The following is a 16,400-nucleotide window of genomic DNA, read 5'->3' as shown; positions in this document are numbered from 1 at the left end:
CCGCTCCTGACTTCCGCCACCCCTCACCGCCTGACACCGCCACCGCTCCCCGCACGCCCCGACCTCCGGGCCTCCGCCACCCCTCGCCCGTCTCACACCGCCTCCGCTCCCCGCACGATCCGCATCGCCCACCACATCCCCAGTCCCTCCAGCACCCCGCCCACGACCAGGCACCCCAGCCCCGGTCCTGTGTGGAGCAGGACGTGGAGCGGGTCGGAGCCGAGGGCCGTGCCGAGGAGCAGGCCCAGGACCGGCAGGCCGGCGAGCATCAGGGCCGTGGAGCGGGCGCCCGCCAACTGGGCTCGAAGATCGGCGCGTTGGTCCCGCTCGGCGCGCAACGCCGCTTCGAGCCGATCGACGCCGGCGGCCAGCCCCGCGCCCCGGTCCACGGCGACCCGCCAGCACGCCGCGAGCCCCAGCAGCCCACCGGCCCCCGGCTGCCGTGCCGCCGCCGCGAGCGCGTCCGGCACGTCACCGCCGAACCGCGCCGCCGCCAGCACCGCCGACTGGGCGTCGCCGAGCCCGTCGCAGTCGCGCGCGGCCCGCAGCAGGGCCTCGCCCGGCTGACGCCCGGCCCGCACCTCCCCGGCGAGCACCCCGCACAGCGCGATGACCGCGTCCCCGCGCCGCTCCCTGGCCCGCCGCTCCCGCCGGGCCAACCGCACCCGCCGCAGCAACGGCACCCCGGCCAGCCCCACGACAAACGGCACCACCGAGGCCCCCAGCACCGCGAGCACCGCCCCGGCCGCCGCCGACCACCACTCGGCCCCCAGCCGCCCCCGCAACCGCCGCATCTCGCCGCCCAGTTGCCCCCACAGGGGCGGCCCGGCCCCGACCGCACCACCGCCGCCCGCGAGCAGCAGCCGCGCTCGTCGAGCCCCGACATGGGGCCCGCCCAGCAACCAGACGACCGCCCCGACACAGGCCACGGCGGCACCGGCCGACATCTCACTCACCCCGGTCATGGCATCCCTCTCCGAGCAGCCCCCGCAGCCGCTCCCACCCCTGCTCGTACGCGAAGCCCTCCGCGCCCCAGCGCAGCGCCGGCACCGTGCGCACCAGCCCCGACGGGTCCCGTTCCAGCACCCGCACCTCGGCGATCCGCCGCCTTCCGGTCCGGTCACGCACCAGGTGCAGCACCACCGACAACGCGGCCGCCACCTGGGAGTGCAGCGCGGCCCGGTCGAGCCCGGCGGCGGTGCCGAGCGCCTCCAGGCGGGCCGGCACATCGCCGGCGGCGTTCGCGTGGACCGTCCCGCAGCCGCCTTCGTGGCCGGTGTTCAACGCGGCCAGCAGATGCACCACTTCGGGCCCCCGCACCTCGCCCACGACCAGCCGGTCCGGCCGCATCCGCAGCGCCTGCCGCACCAGGTCCTGGAGCGTGACCAGGCCCGCGCCCTCCTGGTTGGCCGGTCTGCTCTCCAGCCGGACGACGTGCGGATGGTCGGGGCGCAGTTCCGCCGAGTCCTCGGCGAGCACGATCCGTTCCCCGGGCCCGACCAGCCCCAGCAGCGCGCTCAGCAGCGTCGTCTTGCCGCTGCCGGTCCCGCCGCTGATGAGGAACGACAGCCGTGCGTCGACGAGCGCCCGCAGCACCCGGTCCCCGCCTGGCGGCACGGTGCCCGCCGCCACCAACTCGTCGAGCGTGAACGCGCGCGGCCGCACGACCCGCAGCGACAGGCAGGTGCAGTCGACGGCCACCGGTGGCAGCACCGCATGGAGCCGCGTCCCGTCCGGCAGCCGGGCGTCCGCCCACGGCCGCGCGTCGTCCAGGCGCCGCCCGGCCACCGCGGCCAGCCGCTGCGCGAGGCGCCGTACGGCCGCGGCGTCGGGGAAGCAGACCCCGGTCAGCTCCAGCCCGCCGCCCCGGTCCACCCAGACCCGGTCCGGCGCCGACACCAGGACGTCGGTGACGGACGGGTCGGCCAGCAGCGGCTCCAACGGCCCGCTGCCGACCAGCTCGGACCGCAACCGCGCGGCGGCGCCCAGCACTTCGGCGTCCCCGAGCACCCGCCCCTGCTCACGCAGCGCCTGCGCCACACGCGCGGGCGTCGGTTCGGCCCCACTCTCGGCAAGCCACTGCCGCACACCGTCGAGAAGCTCCGGAGCCATGTCGGCCCCGACCTGCACGCTTCCGAACCGCCCGGGAGCCGGGCCCCCATCACCCCGCACCCCGCCGGACGCCTCCGGAGCCAGGCCCTCGCCACGCCGTGCACCGTCAAAGGCACCCTCGCCACGCCGTGCACCGCCAAAGGCACCCGCACCGCCCCGCACACGGCCGAACACACCCGGCCCCGCGTCCGCGCCACCACGCGCACCCCCGACCACACCCGGCCCCGCCCCCGCGCCACCCAGCCCGCCACGCGCGCGTGCCCCCTCGTCCTCCAGCACCGTGGTCATGCCGCCTCCACCAGTGCCCGCTCCCAGAACTCCTTGCAGAACCGCGTCAGCGGCCCCCTCCCGGCGCCGGGCGGTGTCCTGGTCTCGTGCGGTCGCAGCAGGCCCGCCTCGACCGGTACCTCGCCCACCAGGGGCAGGCCCAGCAGGCGTGCCACCTCGCGGTCGTCGAGTCCGGGCGCGTACGGGCCCCGTACGGCCACCCGCAGGTCGCGTACGACCATCCCGACCGCGGAGGCCACCCGTCCTGCCGCCGCGACGGCCCGCAGCTCGGCGGGGACGACGAGGATGCCGAGGTCGAGCTGGGCCAGCGTCTCGGCCACGCCGCCGTCGATACGGCGGGGCAGGTCGACGACGACGGTGCCGCCCCGGCGTCGGGCCGCGGCCAGCACCGCGCGGACGGCCTGCGGCGGGACGGCGACGCAGTCGCCGCGGTCCCAGCTGAGCACCCGCAGGGAGTGCAGTTCGGGGAGCGACTCCTCCAGGGCGCCGCCGCCGACCCTGCCGCGCGAGGCGGCGAACGCCGGCCAGCGCAGCCCGTCGGCGGTCTCCCCGCCGAGCAGTACGTCGAGTCCGCCGCCCAGCGGATCGGCGTCCACGAGCAGGGTGCGCAGTCCCTCCCGCGCGGAGGTGACGGCGAGCGCACAGGCGAGCGTGGAGGCCCCGGCCCCGCCCCGGCCGCCGATGACGCCGACGGTGAGGGCGGGCCGGCCGACGCCCTCGGCGACGTCGGCGATCCGGTCGACGAGCCACTGCTCGCCGTCGGGCAGCATCAGGACGTGGTCGGCGCCGATCTCGACGGCCCGGCGCCACACCCCGGAGTCGTCCTGGTCCGTGCCGACGAGCACCACCCCGCCTCTGCGCGCGGCGCCCCGCACCCGTCGTACGGCGTCGTCGCCGACCAGGACGAGCGGTGCGGCCTCCCATCGGTCCCTCGGCTCGGGCACCCCAGGGTGCACCTCGGGTGTGGCGCCGGCCGCCGCGCAGAGCCGGAGCAGGTCGTCGAGGAGCCCGGGGTCCTCGGTGATGATCAACGGTCCGCTCTGGCGCCCTCCGGCGCCGGACGGCGGATCGTGTGTGACGGCTGCGGTCACGCTTTCCATCCCCCTTCGCTGCATCCCGCGAGGGCATCAAGGGCCTCGCGATTCCCGAACGTGTGAAGAACCGGCAACCGGCCTCCATATGAACGGCCGATAGGAACCGGCCAAACGCGCCCGACTAACCGGATCCGGCCATCGGATCGGCGTCGGCGGGCCGCGCTGGAATCACGGTGCAACGCAGCGGGAAATGAAGTGGATCTTGGTCGATATCTGTGGACAACTCGACCGTTGTGAATGTGTCCGTCACCCAAACCGGTGAGCTGTGCACCGACTCGTACCGACCTCTGTGCGACTTCCGCAGAGCAGCGCTACAACTACGGACGGTGACGGATCACGGGCATGCGGAAGAGGCGGCCGAAGCCGCCTCGGTGCGGCGGTCCTGCCGCCTGTGAAGAAGAGAAAACCCACCCGGACATGCGACGACCCCCACCGGGGGGGAGAGTGGGGGTCGTCTCCACGGCCGACTCGGGGGGGGAGGAGCCGGGCCGGGTTAGCACGGTCGCGAACGATCCGTGACTTCCATGGTGTACCCGAGAGCCCTCTCAGGCAAACCCACGCGCCACACCTTACGCCGAATGGGCTGCGCCTATGCTCGGGGTCGTGGAAAACCACTCCTTGCCCCGCACAGCGGCCTTCTTTGACCTGGACAAGACGGTCATTGCGAAGTCGAGCACGCTCACGTTCAGCAAGTCGTTCTACCAAGGCGGGCTGATCAACCGCAGGGCCGCGGTGCGTACCGCGTACGCCCAGTTCGTCTTCCTCGTCGGCGGCATGGACCACGACCAGATGGAGCGGACCCGCGAGTACCTCTCCCAGCTCGTGCGCGGCTGGAACGTCCAGCAGGTGAAGGAGATCGTCGCCGAGACCCTGCACGACCTGATCGACCCGATCATCTACGACGAGGCCGCCTCCCTCATCGAGGAGCACCACCGGGCCGGCCGCGACGTCGTGATCGTGTCCACGTCGGGCGCGGAGGTCGTCGAGCCGATCGGTGAACTCCTCGGCGCGGACCGGGTGGTGGCGACCCGGATGGTGGTCGGCGAGGACGGCTGCTTCACCGGCGAGGTGGAGTACTACGCCTACGGCCCGACGAAGGCCGAGGCGATCAAGGAGCTGGCCGAGTCCGAGGGGTACGACCTGGAGCGCTGCTATGCCTACAGCGACTCGGCGACCGATCTGCCGATGCTCCAGTCGGTCGGCCATCCGCACGCCGTGAACCCGGACCGTGCGCTGCGTCGTGAGGCGCTCGCGCGCGGGTGGCCGATTCTCGATTTCCACCGTCCGGTCCGGCTCAAGCAGCGCTTCCCCGCGTTCTCCGTGCCGCCCCGTCCGGCACTGGTCGCGGCGGCCGCCATAGGGGCCGCGGCCGCCACCGCGGGCCTCGTCTGGTACGCGAGCCGGCGCCGGGCGACAGCGCTCTGACATGCGCTTGCCGGTTTAATACCTGTTTGAGAGTAAAAGTAAAGAACCGCAGCCAGGGCTTCCGCTTGCCCGGGTGCTGGAGTACAAAGGGGTTAACGGCCCGCGAGACCAAGGACATCCGAGAGGATCACCTTAATAACGCATTTGGCCCCACGGACCGCGCATGAACACTGGGCACCCACGCGACGTCGACCCGTCGATTACGGGCCAGCCGCACCAGGTGACGGGCAAAGCTCCCGACCTGATGGGCAACATATCGAGGACGCTTGGTAACCCGGTGAGCATGCCAGCGGCGGTACGAGTCCTCGTACCGCCGCAACCCTGTTCCGGGACTTCTTTCCGGACTTCCTACGCCGCCCCGCGCTGCAACGCCTCGCACACCGCCGTCGACTCGCGCACACCGAGTTCGACCGCCTTGCCGCAGTGGGCGATCCAGGCGGCCATCCCCTCCGGAGTGCCGGAGACATAGCCTTCGAGGGCCGCCAGGTAGGCCGCCCGACCCAGTTCCGCGTGGCCGACCTCGGCCGGGCAGACGGACTTGGGGTCGAGACCGCTGCCGATCAGGACGATGCGCTCGGCCGCGCGCGCGACGAGGCCGTTGCGGGAGGTGAAGGGCCGCAGCGCGAGGAGTTCACCGTGCACGACGGCCGCCGTCACCAGCGCAGGGGCGGAACTGCCCGCGATGATGAGCTCGGACAGGCCCTCCAGGCGGCCGTTGACCTCCGCCGCGCTCGGCAGCGGCAGTTCGATCAGCGGCTCGTCGACCGGTTCGCCCTCCCGGCGCGGACGCCCGACCTCGTCGCCGTTGCTCGCCGCGGCCACCAGGTGCAGCCGGGCCAGGACACGGAGCGGTGACTGCCGCCAGATGGACAGGAGTTGGCCCGCCTCGGCGGTCAGCCTGAGCGCGGCGCCCATCACGCGCGCCTCGTCGTCCCCGCTGAAGTCGGAGCGGCGGCGCACCTCTTCGAGCGCCCAGTCGGCGCCGGACAGCGCCGCGGAGCCGCGGGAGCCGCGCAGCGCGGCCTCGCCGGTGACCGTATTGCTGCGGCGCCGCATGATCCGGTGCCCGTAGACCCGGTCCACGGCCTTGCGCACGGACTCCACGGAGTCGGCCACACCGGGCAGCGAGCCCAGGGCCGCGAGCGGGTCGGCGGTCGCGCCTGTCGTACTCATGAGTACGACACTACGCAACGGCGGCCCGGACCCCACGATGGAGTGGTCTTCTTCACGCACACCTGCCACATAAAGCTACTACGCCACTACCCTTCGTGAACATGAAAATTGCTTTCGTCGGGAAGGGCGGCAGCGGCAAGACCACCCTGTCCTCCCTGTTCATCCGGCATCTCGCCACGACCGGGCGGCCGGTGGTCGCGGTCGACGCCGACATCAACCAGCACCTAGGCGCCGCCCTCGGCCTCGACGAGGCGGAGGCCGCCGCACTGCCCGCGATGGGCGAGCGGCTGAAGCTGATCAAGGAGTACCTGCGCGGCGACAACCCGCGCATCGCCTCCGCCGAGACGATGATCAAGACCACACCGCCCGGCGACGGCTCCCGCCTGCTGCGGGTGCGCGAGGACAACCCGGTCTACGACGCCTGCGCCCGGCCGGTGGAACTCGACGGCGACACCGTCCGTTTGATGGTCACCGGGCCCTTCACCGACGCCGACCTCGGAGTGGCCTGCTACCACTCCAAGACGGGAGCGGTGGAGCTGTGCCTGAACCACCTGGTGGACGGGCGTGACGAGTACGTCGTGGTGGACATGACGGCCGGCTCCGACTCCTTCGCCTCCGGCATGTTCACCCGCTTCGACATCACGTTCCTCGTCGCCGAGCCGACCCGGAAGGGGGTCTCCGTCTATCGCCAGTACAAGGAGTACGCCCAGGACTACGGCGTCGTGCTGAAAGTCGTCGGCAACAAGGTGCAGGGCCAGGACGACCTCGACTTCCTGCGCGCCGAGGTCGGGGACGACCTGCTCGTGACGGTCGGGCACTCGGACTGGGTGCGCGCCATGGAGAAGGGCCGGCCACCCCGGTTCGCGCTCCTGGAGGACACCAACCGCCGCGCCCTGCGCCTGCTGCACACGGCCGTCGACGCGACGTACGACCTGCGTGACTGGCAGCGCTACACCCACCAGATGGTGCACTTCCACCTGAAGAACGCCCAGGCCTGGGCCAACGAGCGGACCGGGGCCGACCTGGCGGCGCAGGTCGACCCCGGGTTCGTGCTCGGCGAGAGCCTGGTGGCGAGCGCCTGACGGGCTCCTACCGCCCCGCCGCCGGCGCCCCCGGTACGCCCTTCGGGGCCGGGGCCGGGCGGCTGGAGAGGAAGGACGCCCAGCCCTGCTTCGGGGCCTCGCCGACGCCGAGCGTCCGCATCTTGGCCAGGGTCTCGGGGTCCTGGGCGTCCAGCCAGTCGGCGAGCTGCCGGAAGGAGACACAGCGCACGTCGGGCTTGTTGCAGACCTGCTCGACGGTCTCCTCGACGGCACGCATGTAGGTGCCGCCGTTCCAGGACTCGAAGTGGTTGCCGATGATCAGCGGGGCGCGGTTGCCGTCGTAGGCGCGGTGGAAGCCCTTGAGCAGGCCGTCCCGCATCTGGTCGCCCCAGAACTCGTACTTGTTCGGGTCGCCCTGCGTGTTGGTGCCGGACTGGTTGACCATGAAGTTGTAGTCCATGGTCAGCTGCTCGTAGGAGTGCCCGGGGAACGGCACGAGCTGCATCGACAGGTCCCACAGCCCCTCCTTCTTCCGGGGCCAGAGCTGGTCGTTGACGCCGCTGGTGTCGTAGCGGAAGCCCAGCTCGCGGGCGGCCTTCATGAAGTTCTTCTGGCCCTCCAGGCAGGGCGTGCGGGCGCCGACGAGCTCCTTGTCGTAGTCGAAGGGGAGCGGGGCGGCCTTCTTCATGCCGGTGTTGGTCTTCCAGGACTTCACGAACTGCTTCGCCTGGGCGATCTCGTCCTTCCAGTCCGCGACCGACCACTGGCCGACCCCGCCGCCGCTGCCGCAGAAGTGGCCGTTGAAGTGGGTGCCGATCTCGTTGCCCTCCAGCCACGCCCCGCGCAGCTGCTTCACGGTCGCGGCGATGCCCTCCTCGTCGTTGAAGCCGATGTCGGAGCGGCCCGGGGAGTGCTGCGGCGGCCGGTACAGGTCGCGCTTCTCCTCCGGCAGCATGTACACGCCGCTGAGGAAGTAGGTCATGGTCGCGTTGTTCGCCTTGGCGACCTTGCGGAAGTGGGAGAACAGCTTCTGGCCGTCCTCACCGGCGCCGTCCCAGGAGAACACCACGAACTGCGGCGGCTTCTGACCGGGCTTCATGCGCTCCGGCCGGGGCAGGTGCGGCTGGGCACCGGTGTACGCGGTGGAGCCGTCGCCGATCAGGCGGACCGCGCTCTTCGGCGGTGCCTGGGCGGGCTTCGCCTTCTGCGGGCCGGCGGCCCCTTCCTTGGAACCGTCGGTGCCGATCGCGCAACCGGCGAGCGACGCGGCACAGACCGCGGCGACCACGGCGCCGGCGGCGATCCTCTGGGTGGCGGCCATGTTCCGCCCACCTACTTCCTTCTGTCTCGGGAACTGGGGCCAACGACAGCGCCGCCAAGCTCGCACGAGACCCAGAAGGAATTAGTACGACAAGCCGATCAAATATCTGCATCACTCTGATGGGTGACTTATGAGGCCATTTGCCAGAAAAGTCTATGCCTGGCCTTTACTCTGAATTACGATCCGTTTACCGAGCGTTGATTCATCCCGCCGCTGCACGCCGTGACCCACGGCCGCGACCCGACCCCCGCCATCAGGTGGGGGACCACCTGTTCCGCGACCGCGCTGCCCCGGAGGAGACGGGAACCATGTCCGCCTGCGTCCCCACCCGCGCCACCGACTCGAGTCGGACGAAGCGCATCCACCGACCCCACAGCCCCCCGCCGCCCCGGCCCCGCCGCTTCCGCATCGCGGGCGCCGACGTGTCGGCCTCGATCGCGGTCTTCCTGATCGCCCTGCCCCTGTCCCTGGGCATCGCCCTCGCCACCGGCGCGCCCCTCCAGGCCGGCCTCGTCGCCGCCGCCGTGGGAGGCATCGTCGCCGGACGACTCGGCGGCTCCCCGCTCCAGGTGAGCGGCCCGGCCGCCGGACTCACGGTCGTCACCGCCGACCTCATCCACCGCTACGGCTGGCGCACGACCTGTGCCATCACGGTCCTCGCCGGTCTCGCCCAACTCGGTCTCGGCTGCCTGCGCGTGGCCCGCACCGCACTCGCCGTCAGCCCCGCGATCGTGCACGGCATGCTCGCCGGCATCGGCGTCACCATCGCCGTCGCCCAGCTGCACATCGTGCTCGGCGGCACCCCGCAGAGTTCCGTCCTGGCCAACCTCCGTGCGCTGCCCGCCCAGTTGGCCGGCCTCGCGCCCGCCGCCGTGTCGGTGAGCGTGCTGACGCTGACCCTGCTGCTGCTCTGGCCGCGCATCCCCGGCCGGGTGGGCCGCCTGCTGCGCAAGGTCCCGGCCGCCCTCGTCGCCGTCACCGGCGCCAGCGCGGTCGCGGCCCTCACCGGGCTGTCCGTGCCCAAGGTGGACCTGCCCTCCTGGAGCAGCCATGCCCTGGCCGGACTCCCCGAAGGGCCGGTGCTCGGCATCGCCGCCGCCGTCCTGACGACCACCCTGGTGTGCAGTGTGCAGTCGCTGCTCGGCGCGGTCGCCGTGGACAAGATGGCGGCCGCCCGGCCCGGTCTGACCGCCCGGGTCGGACGCTCCAACCTGGATCGTGAGCTGCTCGGCCAGGGCGCCGCCAACATCGTCTCCGGCACGCTCGGCGGACTCCCGGTCGCCGGGGTCGCCGTGCGCAGTTCGGCGAATGTGCACGCGGGTGCCGTGAGCCGGAACTCCACGATGCTGCACGGCGTTCTCGTAGTGATCGCCGCACTGCTGATGGTCCCCGTCCTGGAGTTCATCCCGCTCGCCTCGCTCGCCGCCCTGGTGATGGCCGTCGGCATCCAGATGGTGTCCCTGCACCACATCCGTACGGTGACCCGCCACCGCGAGGTCCTGGTGTACGCCGTCACGACCGTCGGCGTCGTCGCCCTCGGCGTCCTGGAGGGCGTGACGCTCGGCATCGCCGTGGCCGTCGCCGTCGCCCTGCACCGCCTCACCCGCACCCGCATCACGCACGAGCACGACGAACACGACGAACAGGAAGGAGTCCATCGCGTCCATGTACGAGGCCAGTTGACGTTCCTCGCGGTGCCCCGCCTCAGCCGGGCCCTGCACCTCGTGCCCCACGGCTCCCATGTCGTCGTCGAGTTGGACGGCTCCTTCATGGACCACGCGGCGTTCGAGGCATTGCAGGACTGGCAGAACACGCACACCGCGCAGGGTGGCACCGTCGAACTCACGGGCCGCCGCGCCGGAATCACGATCGCCGAGCCCGGCGAGACGCCCGCGACCGGCGCCGGCACCACTCCCCCGGCGGACGCCGACACGCCGCCGACCGCCGCAGGCTGCCGTTGCCGCCCCTGGACCCCCTGGCGCAACCACCAATGCGAACGCCCACCGTCCGCACCGCCGTCCGAGAAGTCCGAGGCATCCGGCACGTCTGACGCACCCGGCACGACCGGCACGGCCGGCACGGCCGGCACGACCGCTGCGCCCGGTGCCCCCTCCCCCGGCGCCCCCTCCTCCGGTGCCGCCGGCACTGGCGGCCCGAGCGGGCATGAACTGGCCCGTGGCATCAGCGCGTTCCAGCGCCACACCGCTCCCCTGGTGCGGGGCGAGCTGGCCCGGCTGGCCCGTGAAGGTCAGAGTCCTTCCCAGCTCTTCCTCACCTGCGCCGACTCACGGCTGGTCACCTCGATGATCACCTCCAGTGGTCCGGGCGACCTGTTCGTGGTGCGCAACGTCGGCAACCTCGTCCCGCTGCCGGGCGAGGAGAGCGGGGACGACTCGGTCGCGGCCGCGATCGAGTACGCGGTGGACGTGCTGAAGGTGCGGTCCATCACGGTGTGCGGGCACTCCGGGTGCGGAGCCATGCAGGCGCTGCTCAACTCCGAACCCGGAGGCGTCCAGACACCGCTCAAGCGGTGGCTTCGGCACGGGCTGCCGAGTCTGGAGCGCATGGCCGACGACAGCAGGCCGTGGGCCAGACTCGCCGGCCGGGCGCCCGCGGACGCGGTGGAACAGCTCTGTCTGACCAACGTGGTCCAGCAGTTGGAGCATCTGCGGGCCCACGAATCGGTGGCCCGGGCGTTGCACAGACGGGAGCTGGAGCTGCACGGGATGTACTTCCACGTGGGCGAGGCGCAGGCGTATCTGCTCACCGAGGCCTCGGACGCGGGAGTGTTCGACCACGTGACCGACCACGTGACGGATCACATGGATCACATGGTCGACACGGAGGAGCTGCGCAGCCCGGCGTAACCGTCGCGGTCACGCCCTACCCGGATGCCTCGCTCGGCGGAGACCGCACGTCTCCGCCGAGCGGGGCTACGGAGCGGGGACCGGATGGCACGGGGCGACTTCACCTCGGTAGAAGCCGAAGCCGGTGACCGGCATGAAGCTCCCGTCGGGCTGGCGCTGCCCCATCTTCACGACGGCCAGGGAGTCCCCGCGCCGCAGGTCGAACACCTGGCTGGGGCCCCCGTCCGCCTCGGGGCGGCCCCGGACCCACTCCCCCCGGTCCTCGGCGCACTCGTAACCGTTCGGCAGCTTGTCCACGACCACGTGGATGCCGTTCGCCTCCAGCCGGTCGACGAATTCGTCCGGCAGGGTGCCGCCGATGCCGATGTCGTTCAGGGTGACCGTCAGGCTCCCGTCCGAGTGAGACACCACCGCGTAGGCCGGGCTCTCGGCGGGGGAACCCGGCATCAGCACCGCGGCGCCCGCGACGGCGGCGCAGGCCAGGGCGACGAGTCCGAGCCTCGGCGCCGTGAATGCCGTACGGGCCCTGAAGCGGCGGCGTTCCACGGACGTGGATGCCGCCTCGGCCGTGCCGTCGGCCGCGCGCAGGTCGATCTCGCGGCGCAGTTCCGCCAGCAGCCGGTCCTCGAATGTCGTCCTGGTGGTCATGCCTCTCCCCCGTTTCCTCCGGTGACGTATGACAGGGCTGTGCCGCGCGGTCCGGCGGCGGGCTCGTCCGCCGCCCGGCGCAGTGACTTGCGGGCCCGGTGCAGCCGTACGCGGGCCGTGACCTGGGTGATGCCGAGGGCGGCGGCGGTCTCGGGGACCGTCAGCTGGTCGACCACGATCAGCTCCAGAACGGCTCGCTCCCCCGCGGGGAGCCGTTCCAGCGCGGCGAGGGCGCGGCGGCCCGGGGACTCCGCGTCGAGCTTGTCCTCAAGGCGCGCGATGTCGTCCGGCTCCAGCAGCCGCCGCCCGGAGATGCGCCGGTCGCGGGCCGTCTCGCGGGCCACGCGGCGGTGCTCTCCCGCGACGACGTTGCGGGCGATGCCGTAGAGCCAGGCCGTCTCGCTGCCCCGGCCCGGGCGGTAGGTGTGGGCGGAGTCGAGGACCGCGAGGAAGATCTCGGCGGTCAGGTCGGCGACCGTGTGCGGGTCGGCGACACGCCGGGCCACGAAAGATGTCATCGCGTCCACATGGCGCCGGTAGAACTCCTCGAAGAGCTCTGGGTCGCGGACGGCCGCCTGCGGCCCGCCCCGTATCCCTTCCACACGTACCTCCTTCATGTCGGTGGCGCTTCATCAGTACTTGGGCCGGAGTGTGAAAGGCGTTACAGGGACTGAACTCTGCCTGGTCGGCGTCCGTGGGTACGGATGACGTCGGCCGCCGCGAGAGACGTACGAGAAGCCCGCCCACAGGTCTAAACCAATTTCCGGACGACCCTTGTCAGCAGGGGCTTCGGTCTGATGAGCTGTGGCTTGGGACACAACGGACACCCTGGGAAAGGGAGATGTCGTGAGCAACGAATCCTTGGCCAACCTGCTCAAGGAAGAGCGCAGGTTCGCGCCGCCCGCGGACCTGGCAGCCAACGCCAATGTCACCGCGGAGGCGTACGAACAGGCCAAGGCTGACAGGCTCGGCTTCTGGGCCACGCAGGCCCGCAGGCTGACCTGGGCCAAGGAGCCGACCGAGACGCTGGACTGGTCGAACCCGCCGTTCGCCAAGTGGTTCAAGGACGGCGAGCTCAACGTCGCGTACAACTGCGTCGACCGGCATGTCGAGGCGGGCCACGGCGACCGGGTCGCCATCCACTTCGAGGGGGAGCCCGGCGACAGCCGCGCGATCACCTACGCCGAGCTCAAGGACGAGGTCTCCAAGGCCGCGAACGCCCTGCTGGAGCTGGGAGTTCGGAAGGGCGACCGGGTCGCCGTCTACATGCCCATGATCCCGGAGACGGCGATCGCGATGCTGGCCTGCGCCCGCATCGGCGCCGCGCACTCCGTGGTCTTCGGCGGGTTCAGCGCGGACGCGCTCGCGACCCGTATCCAGGACGCGGACGCCAAGGTCGTCATCACCTCCGACGGCGGCTACCGGCGCGGCAAGCCGTCCGCGCTCAAGCCGGCCGTGGACGAGGCGATCGCCAAGGTCGACAACGTCGAGCACGTGCTGGTCGTACGCCGTACCGGACAGGACGTCGCCTGGGACGACAACCACGACGTGTGGTGGCACGAGATCGTCGACCGGCAGTCCGCCGAGCACACGGCCGAGGCCTTCGAGGCCGAGCAGCCGCTCTTCATCCTCTACACCTCGGGTACGACGGGTAAGCCGAAGGGCATCCTGCACACCTCGGGCGGTTACCTCACCCAGGCCGCGTACACCCACCACGCCGTCTTCGACCTCAAGCCCGAGACGGACGTGTACTGGTGCACGGCCGACGTCGGCTGGGTCACCGGGCACTCGTACATCGTGTACGGGCCGCTCGCGAACGGCGCCACCCAGGTCATGTACGAGGGCACGCCCGACACCCCGCACCAGGGCCGCTTCTGGGAGATCGTGCAGAAGTACGGGGTCACGATCCTGTACACGGCGCCGACCGCCATCCGTACGTTCATGAAGTGGGGCGACGACATCCCCGCGAAGTTCGATCTCAGCAGCCTGCGGGTGCTGGGGTCGGTGGGCGAGCCGATCAACCCCGAGGCCTGGATCTGGTACCGCAAGCACATCGGCGCCGACCGGACGCCGATCGTGGACACCTGGTGGCAGACCGAGACCGGCGCGATGATGATCTCGCCGCTTCCGGGTGTCACCGAGACCAAGCCCGGTTCGGCCCAGACCCCGCTGCCCGGTATCTCCGCGACTGTCGTCGACGACGAGGCCAACGAGGTGCCGAACGGCGGTGGCGGCTACCTGGTCCTCACCGAGCCGTGGCCGTCGATGCTGCGCACCATCTGGGGCGACGACCAGCGCTTCCTCGACACGTACTGGTCGCGCTTCGAGGGCAAGTACTTCGCCGGCGACGGGGCGAAGAAGGACGACGACGGCGACGTCTGGCTGCTCGGCCGGGTGGACGACGTGATGCTCGTGTCCGGGCACAACATCTCCACCACCGAGGTCGAGTCCGCGCTCGTCTCCCACCCGTCCGTCGCCGAGGCGGCCGTCGTCGGTGCCGCCGACGAGACCACCGGACAGGCCATCGTCGCCTTCGTGATCCTGCGCGGCACGGCGAACGCCGAGGACGAGAACCTCATCGCCGACCTGCGCAACCACGTCGGCGCCACCCTCGGCCCGATCGCCAAGCCCAAGCGCGTCCTGCCGGTGGCCGAGCTGCCGAAGACCCGCTCCGGCAAGATCATGCGCCGCCTGCTGCGGGACGTCGCCGAGAACCGCCAGCTCGGTGACGTGACGACCCTGACCGACTCCACGGTCATGGACCTCATCCAGGCCAAGCTCCCGGCCGCGCCCAGCGAGGACTAGGAACGTCAAGAAAAGGGGCGTCCGGCGTCAGAACGCGCCGGGCGCCCCTTTTAGGTAAACTAAACAAAACTAGCGTGACCCCACAGGTGTGCCGGGAAGTCTGGTCGGCGAGCAGCTCAGCCCTACCCACCGACCGGAGGTCCCCCTCATGGCCGCGCCCCGCTCCACCACTCCCCGCAAGGTCTTCGGACGGCTCTCGCTGCCCGAACGCACCTTCGTGGCAGACGCGCTGCGCACCGAGACCGTCGGTGGTGTCCTGCTCCTCGCCGCCGCGATCGCCGCGCTGATCTGGGCGAACGTACCCGGGCTGCACGACAGCTACGCGAGCGTCAGCCACTACCACCTGGGCCCCGCGGCCCTCGGCCTGAACCTCTCCGTCGCCCACTGGGCCGCCGACGGACTCCTCGCGATCTTCTTCTTCGTCGCCGGCATCGAACTCAAGCGCGAGCTGGTCGCCGGTGACCTCAGGGACCCCAAGGCGGCCGCACTGCCGGTCGTCGCGGCCCTGTGCGGGATGGCCGTACCGGCGCTCGTCTACACGCTCACCAACCTCAGCGGCGGCGGATCGCTCGACGGCTGGGCGGTCCCGACCGCGACCGACATCGCCTTCGCGCTCGCCGTGCTCGCCGTCATCGGGACGTCCCTGCCCAGCGCCCTGCGCGCCTTCCTGCTCACCCTCGCCGTCGTCGACGACCTCTTCGCGATCCTGATCATCGCGGTCTTCTTCACCGACCGGATCGACTTCGCCGCCCTCGGCGGCGCGGTGGTCGGCCTGGCCGTCTTCTGGCTGCTGCTGCGCAAGGGCGTGCGCGGCTGGTACGTGTACGTCCCGCTCGCCCTGGTGATCTGGGGGCTGATGTACAACAGCGGCGTCCACGCCACCATCGCCGGCGTCGCCATGGGCCTGATGCTGCGCTGCACCACGCGCGAGGGCGAGCAGCACTCCCCCGGCGAGCAGGTCGAACACCTCGTACGCCCCCTGTCGGCGGGCCTGGCCGTGCCGCTGTTCGCGCTGTTCAGCGCCGGTGTCTCGATCTCCGGCGGCGCGCTGGGCGACGTGTTCACCAAGCCGGAGACGCTCGGCGTCGTCCTCGGTCTCGTCGTCGGCAAGGCGATCGGCATCTTCGGCGGGACCTGGCTGACGGCACGCTTCACCCGGGCCTCGCTCAGCGACGACCTGGAATGGGCGGACGTCTTCGCCGTCGCGACCCTCGCCGGCATCGGCTTCACCGTGTCGCTGCTCATCGGCGAGCTGGCCTTCGACGGGGACGCGACCCTCACCGACGAGGTCAAGGCGGCCGTCCTGACGGGCTCGCTCATCGCGGCGACCCTCGCGACCGTGCTGCTGAAGGTGCGCAACGCCAAGTACCGGCGGATGGTCGAGGCCGAGGAGCGCGACGACGACCTCGACGGCATCCCGGACATCTACGAGGAGGACGACCCGGCGTACCACCTGCGCATGGCCGCGATCCACGAGAGCAAGGCCGCCGAGCACCGCCGGATCGCCGAACTCAAGGCCGCCGAACGGGCGGGGCTTGCCGAAGTGGCGGGCGGGGCAGGCGAGGAGGACGACCGTCGGGCATGATCTGACGGGACGGTACAAAAGACCCGCCCCATAGAGTCC

General features: G+C 71.6%; 12 protein-coding genes. 5 read left to right on the top strand and 7 right to left on the bottom strand.

What is annotated here, in order from left to right; genetic code table 11:
- Positions 1 to 92 precede the first annotated feature (92 nt).
- The 3 genes from EJC51_RS26960 to ssd all read right to left on the bottom strand — a co-directional run bounded on the left by EJC51_RS26960 (position 93) and on the right by ssd (position 3,500).
- Positions 93 to 965, bottom strand: a complete 873-nt coding sequence (locus EJC51_RS26960; protein WP_126273451.1) for a type II secretion system F family protein — start codon at positions 963 to 965, stop codon at positions 93 to 95.
- Positions 949 to 2,112: a TadA family conjugal transfer-associated ATPase gene (locus EJC51_RS26955; protein WP_126273450.1), complete on the bottom strand. Its 1,164-nt coding sequence runs from the start codon at positions 2,110 to 2,112 to the stop codon at positions 949 to 951. Before EJC51_RS26955 ends, EJC51_RS26960 begins: the two co-directional genes overlap by 17 nt.
- A gap of 284 nt (positions 2,113 to 2,396) precedes the next feature.
- On the bottom strand, positions 2,397 to 3,500 hold the full coding sequence (gene ssd, locus EJC51_RS26950; RefSeq protein ID WP_126273449.1) for a septum site-determining protein Ssd: 1,104 nt from the start codon (positions 3,498 to 3,500) through the stop codon (positions 2,397 to 2,399).
- A gap of 585 nt (positions 3,501 to 4,085) precedes the next feature.
- On the opposite strand from ssd, the gene EJC51_RS26945 reads away from it, so the two are divergent.
- Positions 4,086 to 4,919 carry an HAD family hydrolase gene (locus EJC51_RS26945; RefSeq protein ID WP_059194055.1) on the top strand — a complete coding sequence of 278 codons (834 nt, stop codon included), beginning with the start codon at positions 4,086 to 4,088 and terminating at the stop codon, positions 4,917 to 4,919.
- Between the two features lie 348 nt (positions 4,920 to 5,267).
- On the opposite strand, the gene EJC51_RS26940 is transcribed toward EJC51_RS26945, so the two are convergent.
- Positions 5,268 to 6,092 carry a Fic family protein gene (locus tag EJC51_RS26940; RefSeq protein ID WP_126273448.1) on the bottom strand — a complete coding sequence of 275 codons (825 nt, stop codon included), beginning with the start codon at positions 6,090 to 6,092 and terminating at the stop codon, positions 5,268 to 5,270.
- Between the two features lie 101 nt (positions 6,093 to 6,193).
- Here EJC51_RS26940 and EJC51_RS26935 point away from each other — a divergent pair, with 101 nt between their 5' ends.
- Positions 6,194 to 7,174 carry an ATP-binding protein gene (locus EJC51_RS26935; protein WP_126273447.1) on the top strand — a complete coding sequence of 327 codons (981 nt, stop codon included), beginning with the start codon at positions 6,194 to 6,196 and terminating at the stop codon, positions 7,172 to 7,174.
- A 7-nt stretch (positions 7,175 to 7,181) separates the two neighbouring features.
- On the opposite strand, the gene EJC51_RS26930 is transcribed toward EJC51_RS26935, so the two are convergent.
- Complete coding sequence (locus tag EJC51_RS26930; protein ID WP_126273446.1) at positions 7,182 to 8,456, bottom strand: polysaccharide deacetylase family protein; 1,275 nt, start codon at positions 8,454 to 8,456, stop codon at positions 7,182 to 7,184.
- Between the two features lie 308 nt (positions 8,457 to 8,764).
- On the opposite strand from EJC51_RS26930, the gene EJC51_RS26925 reads away from it, so the two are divergent.
- Complete coding sequence (locus EJC51_RS26925; RefSeq protein WP_126273445.1) at positions 8,765 to 11,323, top strand: bifunctional SulP family inorganic anion transporter/carbonic anhydrase; 2,559 nt, start codon at positions 8,765 to 8,767, stop codon at positions 11,321 to 11,323.
- A 66-nt stretch (positions 11,324 to 11,389) separates the two neighbouring features.
- Here EJC51_RS26925 and EJC51_RS26920 read toward each other — a convergent pair whose 3' ends face one another.
- Positions 11,390 to 11,971, bottom strand: a complete 582-nt coding sequence (locus tag EJC51_RS26920; RefSeq protein ID WP_126273444.1) for a hypothetical protein — start codon at positions 11,969 to 11,971, stop codon at positions 11,390 to 11,392.
- On the bottom strand, positions 11,968 to 12,588 hold the full coding sequence (locus EJC51_RS26915; RefSeq protein ID WP_126273443.1) for an RNA polymerase sigma factor: 621 nt from the start codon (positions 12,586 to 12,588) through the stop codon (positions 11,968 to 11,970). The genes EJC51_RS26920 and EJC51_RS26915 overlap by 4 nt, the downstream gene beginning before the upstream one ends.
- 187 nt (positions 12,589 to 12,775) lie before the next feature.
- Here EJC51_RS26915 and acs point away from each other — a divergent pair, with 187 nt between their 5' ends.
- Both acs and nhaA read left to right on the top strand, forming a co-directional pair.
- Positions 12,776 to 14,776: an acetate--CoA ligase gene (gene acs / locus EJC51_RS26910; protein WP_208870744.1), complete on the top strand. Its 2,001-nt coding sequence runs from the start codon at positions 12,776 to 12,778 to the stop codon at positions 14,774 to 14,776.
- 148 nt (positions 14,777 to 14,924) lie between these two features.
- Positions 14,925 to 16,361: a Na+/H+ antiporter NhaA gene (gene nhaA / locus EJC51_RS26905; RefSeq protein WP_126273441.1), complete on the top strand. Its 1,437-nt coding sequence runs from the start codon at positions 14,925 to 14,927 to the stop codon at positions 16,359 to 16,361.
- The last annotated feature ends 39 nt before the right edge of the window (positions 16,362 to 16,400 follow it).

Origin of the sequence: Streptomyces aquilus (genome assembly GCF_003955715.1) — a bacterium.
GTDB classification, from domain to species: Bacteria; Actinomycetota; Actinomycetes; order Streptomycetales; family Streptomycetaceae; genus Streptomyces; species Streptomyces aquilus.
The sequence above is the reverse complement of the archived record's forward strand: the minus strand, read 5'-3'. Positions and strand labels throughout refer to the sequence as shown.